This window comes from Bacteroidota bacterium, assembly GCA_017303975.1.
In the GTDB taxonomy this organism is placed as follows: Bacteria; Bacteroidota; Bacteroidia; order JAFLBG01; family JAFLBG01; genus JAFLBG01.
In genome coordinates this window covers 58,717-65,056 of sequence record JAFLBG010000003.1, presented here as the reverse complement: position 1 = coordinate 65,056, position 6,340 = coordinate 58,717, and the positions used below count along the sequence as shown (strand labels likewise).

General features: G+C 37.1%; 6 protein-coding genes and 1 tRNA gene. 3 read left to right on the top strand and 4 right to left on the bottom strand.

The annotated features are described in order from the left end of the window. Positions 1-123: 123 nt before the first annotated feature. Complete coding sequence (locus J0M08_02010) at positions 124-510, bottom strand: GIY-YIG nuclease family protein (protein ID MBN8701809.1); 387 nt, start codon at positions 508-510, stop codon at positions 124-126. Further along, positions 478-551: transfer RNA gene (locus J0M08_02005), tRNA-Asn, on the bottom strand. Before J0M08_02005 ends, J0M08_02010 begins: the two co-directional genes overlap by 33 nt. Positions 552-737: 186 nt before the next feature. On the opposite strand from J0M08_02005, the gene J0M08_02000 reads away from it, so the two are divergent. Further along, the gene (locus J0M08_02000) at positions 738-1,673 is read left to right on the top strand and encodes a bifunctional hydroxymethylpyrimidine kinase/phosphomethylpyrimidine kinase (GenBank protein ID MBN8701808.1); all 936 of its coding nucleotides are present in this window, start codon (positions 738-740) and stop codon (positions 1,671-1,673) included. 66 nt (positions 1,674-1,739) lie between these two features. Next, positions 1,740-2,153, top strand: coding sequence for a BrxA/BrxB family bacilliredoxin (locus J0M08_01995; GenBank protein ID MBN8701807.1), 414 nt, complete (start codon positions 1,740-1,742; stop codon positions 2,151-2,153). A gap of 103 nt (positions 2,154-2,256) precedes the next feature. Here the strand turns inward: J0M08_01995 and recJ are convergent, their stop codons facing one another. After that, positions 2,257-3,963, bottom strand: a complete 1,707-nt coding sequence (recJ, locus tag J0M08_01990) for a single-stranded-DNA-specific exonuclease RecJ (GenBank protein ID MBN8701806.1) — start codon at positions 3,961-3,963, stop codon at positions 2,257-2,259. A 5-nt stretch (positions 3,964-3,968) separates the two neighbouring features. Further along, positions 3,969-5,246: a tyrosine--tRNA ligase gene (locus J0M08_01985; GenBank protein ID MBN8701805.1), complete on the bottom strand. Its 1,278-nt coding sequence runs from the start codon at positions 5,244-5,246 to the stop codon at positions 3,969-3,971. A gap of 52 nt (positions 5,247-5,298) precedes the next feature. Between J0M08_01985 and J0M08_01980 the strand changes: the two genes are divergently transcribed. Further along, the gene (locus tag J0M08_01980; protein MBN8701804.1) at positions 5,299-6,312 is read left to right on the top strand and encodes an NAD-dependent epimerase/dehydratase family protein; all 1,014 of its coding nucleotides are present in this window, start codon (positions 5,299-5,301) and stop codon (positions 6,310-6,312) included. Positions 6,313-6,340: the final 28 nt, after the last annotated feature.

Sequence of the window (6,340 nt, the reverse complement as noted above, 5' to 3'; positions counted from 1 at the left end):
TAGATACGGTTGAATGCAAGATGTAAATAAAGAAGCTCATACTATAAAAACAAAAAAGCTCCACCAACTTAATGGTGGAGCTTTTCAGCTCCCCGGGCTGGGCTCGAACCAGCGACCCCATGATTAATCCCGATGCATCGGGACTCTAACCAACTGTGCTACCCTTTGTTGTTCTATTTCAGACCCAATCAACAATTCTAGATATTTTCGACTTTTCTGTTTCTTTATATATTTCTCGGCCTTCATTGCATCTCCTCGGTTTTCAGATATTGGGAAAGAACAAACTAATTTCCAAGGCAAATGTTTTGATGTAAATTTTGTTCGAATTGGGTTGTTGTGTTCTTCTAATCTCCTTTTCACATCCTCTGAATAGCCAACGTAGTAAATGTTAGATACGGTTGAATGCAAGATGTAAATAAAGAAGCTCATACTATAAAAACAAAAAAGCTCCACCAACTTAATGGTGGAGCTTTTCAGCTCCCCGGGCTGGGCTCGAACCAGCGACCCCATGATTAACAGTCATGTGCTCTAACCAACTGAGCTACCAGGGAAAATATTATGTAAAGAACCTATTTAAACTACAATCCTATAACTCCAATAATTAATCCCGATACATCGAGACTCTAATCAACTGAGCAACTAGGGAATGTTTACTCTCGTTAATTTTCCAAAATTGGAGTGCAATAATAGCACAAACCAACCAAATATACAATATATTTGCACAAAAAATTTATAAAATGAGTTTATTAGCTGTAGGTACCGTTGCTTTTGATGCAATTGAAACCCCTTTCGGAAAAACCGATAAAATTATTGGTGGAGCTGCCACATATATTACCCTTGCGGCATCATACTATACAAAAAATGTAAATTTAGTTGGTGTTGTTGGTGAAGACTTCCCAACCGATGCAATTAATTCCTTAAAAAAACATGGTATCAATACCGATGGGTTACAAATAAAAAAAGGCGAAAAAACTTTTTTCTGGTCCGGCAAATACCATAACGATATGAATAGCCGAGATACATTAGCTACCGAGCTGAATGTATTAGAAAAATTCGACCCAATTATACCCGAGCAATACAAAGACTGTGAATTTTTAATGCTTGGAAATTTAACACCTACTGTTCAACGACAAGTAATAGAAAGACTTCCTAAGCGCCCGAAGCTAATTGTATTAGATACCATGAACTTTTGGATGGATATTGCGCTAGACGATTTAAAGAAAACAATTTCACTAGTAGATGTTTTAACGGTTAACGATGGCGAGGCAAGACAACTATCAGGCGAATATTCGTTAGTAAAAGCAGCGCAAAAAATACTACAAATGGGCCCTAAATTTTTGATTATAAAAAAAGGTGAGCATGGCGCATTATTATTTAATAAAGAACAAGTTTTCTTTGCTCCGGCTTTACCACTAGAAGACGTTTTTGACCCAACTGGTGCTGGAGATACCTTTGCAGGTGGATTTATAGGTTACTTAGCACACACAAAAGACATTTCGTTTGACAACATGAAAAGAGCTATTATTTATGGTTCTGCAATGGCGTCATTTTGTGTAGAAAAATTTGGTATTGAACGACTACTTAATCTGTCTCAAAAAGAACTAGACGAACGAGTACAAGAGTTTATTGACCTTGTTCAGTTTGACATTGCGCTAGTATCAGAAAACGCTTAATATAAAAGCTAATTATAAATTATGGTTCTAAATTTTGTAACTTTAGAATAACTAAAAAATAAACTTATGTATCCAGAACAAATAGTAAAACCAATGAAAGCAGAGTTAACTTCGGTTGGATTTACCGATTTAACTACCCCGGATGCTGTTGACAATGCAGTAAAAAGCCAAGGAACAGTTTTAGTGGTTATTAACTCTGTGTGTGGTTGTGCTGCAGGAGCTGCAAGGCCGGGTGTAAAACTAGCAGTAGAAGGATCTATTAAAAAACCTAATAAACTAACTACCGTTTTTGCAGGTTTTGACACAGAAGCCACAGCACAAGCTAGAAAACACATGTTGCCATATCCTCCTTCATCTCCATGTATTGCATTATTTAAAGATGGCAAGCTAGTACATTTTGTAGAACGCCATCATATTGAAGGTCGCTCTGCGCAAATGATTGCAGACAACTTAAAAATGGCTTTTGATGAATATTGCTAACAATTCGCAGTCATAAAAAATCTTAAAAACAAGAGCCGACTCTAATGCTGTCGGCTCTTGTTTTTTCATTCAAAAATTTTTCCCATTTTCTAGGAATACACCCCTACTCCAAAAACCGAATATCCTTAATATTCAATTGAAGGTTTACTATACCATTCCAATCATTTTCTTCGATGGTATAACAGATATCAAAGGGTACTGAGGTTTGAATTTTATCATACATTCCGGCCAATCCAAAACCGATGGCAGAAAATATACTCTCTTTACTTTCCGGCTGAAACACATCAAACTTGATATGTGTTTCCCCAACTATTCGTGCATAGCCTTTGCAAATCACCCCACGGGTTACAAATACAGGATTCATATTATCCGGACCGAACGGAGCAAACTGTTTAAGTACATTGTAAAATTTGGTAGTAATATCTTTAAAATCAACCTCTACATCAATTTCCACTTCCGGAATTAATAAATGGTCTTGAATGGTAGAACTAACAACCTGTTCGAATCGCTGAATAAACGCATCTACATTCTCGGGTAACATAGTAAGTCCTGCAGCATATTTATGCCCACCAAACTGCTCCAATAAGTCGCTACATGCATCTATAGCTTCGTAAACATCAAAATCTTTCACCGACCTAGCCGAGCCGGTAGCCTTGCCGTTCGACTCTGTAAGTATAATGGTTGGCTTGTAATACTTTTCTATTAAACGAGATGCCACAATACCTATTACTCCTTTATGCCACCCCGGGTTGAATAACACGGTAGATTTTCGAGAACCAAAATTCTCATCAGCTGCTATCAAAGCTAGGGCTTCTTGAGTGATGGTGCTATCAATTGTTTTACGCTCTGTATTGCTTGTATTTATTCCTGCACCAAATTCCTCTGCTTCTTTTTTTGTTTTTGAAATCAATAACTCAACAGCTCTTTTTCCTTTGTCAATGCGACCTGCGGCATTAATCCGCGGTCCAATATAAAAAACCAAATCGCTTACACTTAATTGCTTTTTAATCTTATTCAATTCCAGTATCGCTCTAATGCCGGGACGTGGATTGGCATTCACTTGCTTAAGGCCATAGTAGGCTAATATTCTGTTCTCGCCATAAATAGGAACAATGTCGGCTGCTGTGCTTACAACCACTAAATCTAAATAAGGATATAATTTTTCTACATCAATATTGAGTTTAATACACAATGCCTGCATTAATTTAAATCCAACACCGCAGCCACTCAACTCCTTAAAAGGATAGCTGCAATCTTCTCTCTTAGGGTCAAGTACCGCCACAGCAGCGGGGATTGTTTCTCCCGGACGATGATGATCACAAATAATAAAGTCTATTCCCAACGAATTTGCATACTCAATTTTATCGTGCGATTTTATTCCACAATCGAGTGCAATTATCAAATCGAAACTATTTTGCTTCGCAAAATCAATGCCTTGAAAGGAAATACCATACCCCTCTGCGTATCTATCTGGAATATAGTAATCCAAATTAGAATAAATGGTACTCAAAAAACTATATACCAAGGCTACGGCTGTTGTACCGTCAACATCGTAATCTCCGTAAATCAAAATCTTTTGATTACCTGCTATTGCTTTTTGGATGCGAGTTACAGCCGCATCCATATCTTTCATTAGAAATGGATTGTGTAAATTATTTAAATCGGGTCTGAAAAAAATTTTCGCATCTTCAAAATCGGTTAAGTTGCGTTGGTACAATAGCTGAGCAATAGGCTCGCTTACATTTAGCATTTTGCCTAATTTCTCAACAGTACTTTTATCTGCGGTTTGTTTTATGCTCCAACGCTTCATCCTTGCTATTCTGCCTTAATTAAGTAATAATTCTTTTTTCCTTTTTGAGCAATTATATATCTGTTATTTATCAGCTTGGTTGTGGTAATTGACTCATTTACATCTTCCATTTTTTCTTTATTGATAAAAACACCACCACCCTGCAACATCTTTCTAGCTTCCGATTTAGAAGGGAATACCGCTGCCTTCTCCACCAAAAAATCAATTATTGGAATACCCGCATGCAATTCATTCTTTGAAACAGAAAAGGTAGGTACACCTTCAAAAACCGATAAAAAATCATTCTCACTTAACTTAGACAAACTTTCCGATGTTCCTTTGCCAAATAATATTTCAGAAGCTTCTACCGCTGTTTCATAATCTTGATGCGAATGCACTCGAATGGTAATATCCTTAGCCAACTCCTTTTGTACCAATCGCAAATGCGGAGCTTTGGCGTGTTCGTTCTCTATAGCTAAAATTGTTTCCTGAGAAAGCAATGTAAATATGCGCAAGTAGGACTTTGCATCTTCATCGCTTGTATTTAACCAAAATTGATAAAATTTATATGGAGATGTTTTTTCTTTATCCAACCAAATATTTCCGCCTTCTGACTTTCCGAATTTACTTCCGTCCGATTTTTTTATTAGTTGTGTAGTAAGCGCATAAGCCTCTCCGCCAGATTTTCTGCGTATCAACTCCGAACCGGTAGTAATATTGCCCCATTGATCGGATCCACCCATTTGCAACTTGCATTTCTTATTGTTGTACAGCCAGTAAAAATCATAGCCTTGCAATAATTGATAACTGAATTCGGTAAAACTCATTCCATTCTCTAGTCTATTCTTTACCGAATCTTTAGCTAGCATATAATTAACGGTAATAAACTTACCGACATCACGTATAAAGCCCAAGAAAGATTGGTCTTTCATCCAATCGTAATTATTTACCAATTCTGCACTGGTGGCACCGGAATCAAAATTTAAAAATTTCTCTAACTGTTTTTTTATTCCGTTAATGTTTTTGGTAAGAGTTGCTTCATCCAGCAAATTTCTCTCCTCCGACTTTCCGCTTGGATCGCCCACCATACCGGTTGCTCCGCCAATTAATGCAATAGGTTTGTGACCAGCCAACTGAAAGCGAACCAATGTCATAATCTGAGACAAACTGCCAATATGCAGCGAATCTGCCGTAGGGTCGAAACCAATATATCCGCTAACCATCTCTTTAGCTAACAGCTCCTCTGTTCCTGGCATTGCATCGTGCAACAAACCTCTCCAACGCAACTCTTCAATAAAATTCATATTATATTAAGTTTAAAAACTAAATTTGACCTAAATATAAACAAAAACCGTTTTGATACTCGTTACCGGTGGAACAGGATTAGTTGGAGCACATTTGCTGCTTAAATTGGCGCAACAAGGCGAAAAGGTAAAAGCATTGGTGCGCACAAAAGATCGCATAAAAGAAGTAGAAAAAATATTTTCGTTTTATACCGAAAATTATCAAAAATTAATTGACACCATCCAGTGGGTAGAAGGTGATATTACCGACTCAAGCATTGTTTTTGAATTGACAAAAGAGTGCGAATACGTGTATCATTGTGCAGCATATGTATCATTTAATCCCAAACACAAAGACAAGCTTTACAAAACGAATATAAATGGCACGCAAAATATTGTAAATGGGTGTTTAGAACACAAGATTAAAAAATTAATCCACGTAAGTTCCGTTGCAGCTCTTGGAAATCCAACTCAAAACAATGAAGTGGATGAACACTGTATTTGGAAATCGAATAAAAACAATTCGCACTATGCCATCAGTAAATTTGTGTCGGAAATGGAGGTTTGGCGGGGAATTGAAGAAGGCTTAAATGCCGTAATTGTAAATCCATCTTACATAATTGGTCCAGGAGATTGGAAAAAATCGAGTGCGGTTATTTTTGCGAAAGCATACAAAGGCATTCCGGCATACACACTTGGAACAACCGGCTATGTGGATGTACGTGATGTAGCAGATTGCATGGTAAAACTGATGAATAGCCCTATTACCGCAGAACGCTTCATTGTAAATTCTGAAAATATCTCGTTCAAAGATTTTTTTACACAATGTGCTACTAGTGTAGGTGCAAAACCTCCTTCTATTAAGCTTAACAAAGCACTGTTAGCAATTGCATGGCGCTTAGATGCCTTGCGACTATTGTTTACCCGAGGAATCCCTTATGTAACTCGCCAAACGGCTACAGTAGCATTATCTGAAAAAAAGTTCAGCAACAAAAAAATAAGTACCGTCATTGGACATAAATTTATTTCCGTAGCCGATTCTATAAATCATGCAGGGAAATTATACTTGCAAGTGAAACCCAATTAATTTCTTTACGTATAAAATTTTAGTGTTT

What these genes read in the sequence shown, in the direction of transcription:
- J0M08_02010 (MBN8701809.1), bottom strand. Translation starts at nt 510, where the DNA reads ATGGGGTCGCTGGTTCGAGCCCAGCCCGGGGAGCTGAAAAGCTCCACC.
- J0M08_02000 (MBN8701808.1), top strand. Translation starts at nt 738, where the DNA reads ATGAGTTTATTAGCTGTAGGTACCGTTGCTTTTGATGCAATTGAAACC.
- J0M08_01995 (MBN8701807.1), top strand. Translation starts at nt 1,740, where the DNA reads ATGTATCCAGAACAAATAGTAAAACCAATGAAAGCAGAGTTAACTTCG.
- recJ (MBN8701806.1), bottom strand. Translation starts at nt 3,963, where the DNA reads ATGAAGCGTTGGAGCATAAAACAAACCGCAGATAAAAGTACTGTTGAG.
- J0M08_01985 (MBN8701805.1), bottom strand. Translation starts at nt 5,246, where the DNA reads ATGAATTTTATTGAAGAGTTGCGTTGGAGAGGTTTGTTGCACGATGCA.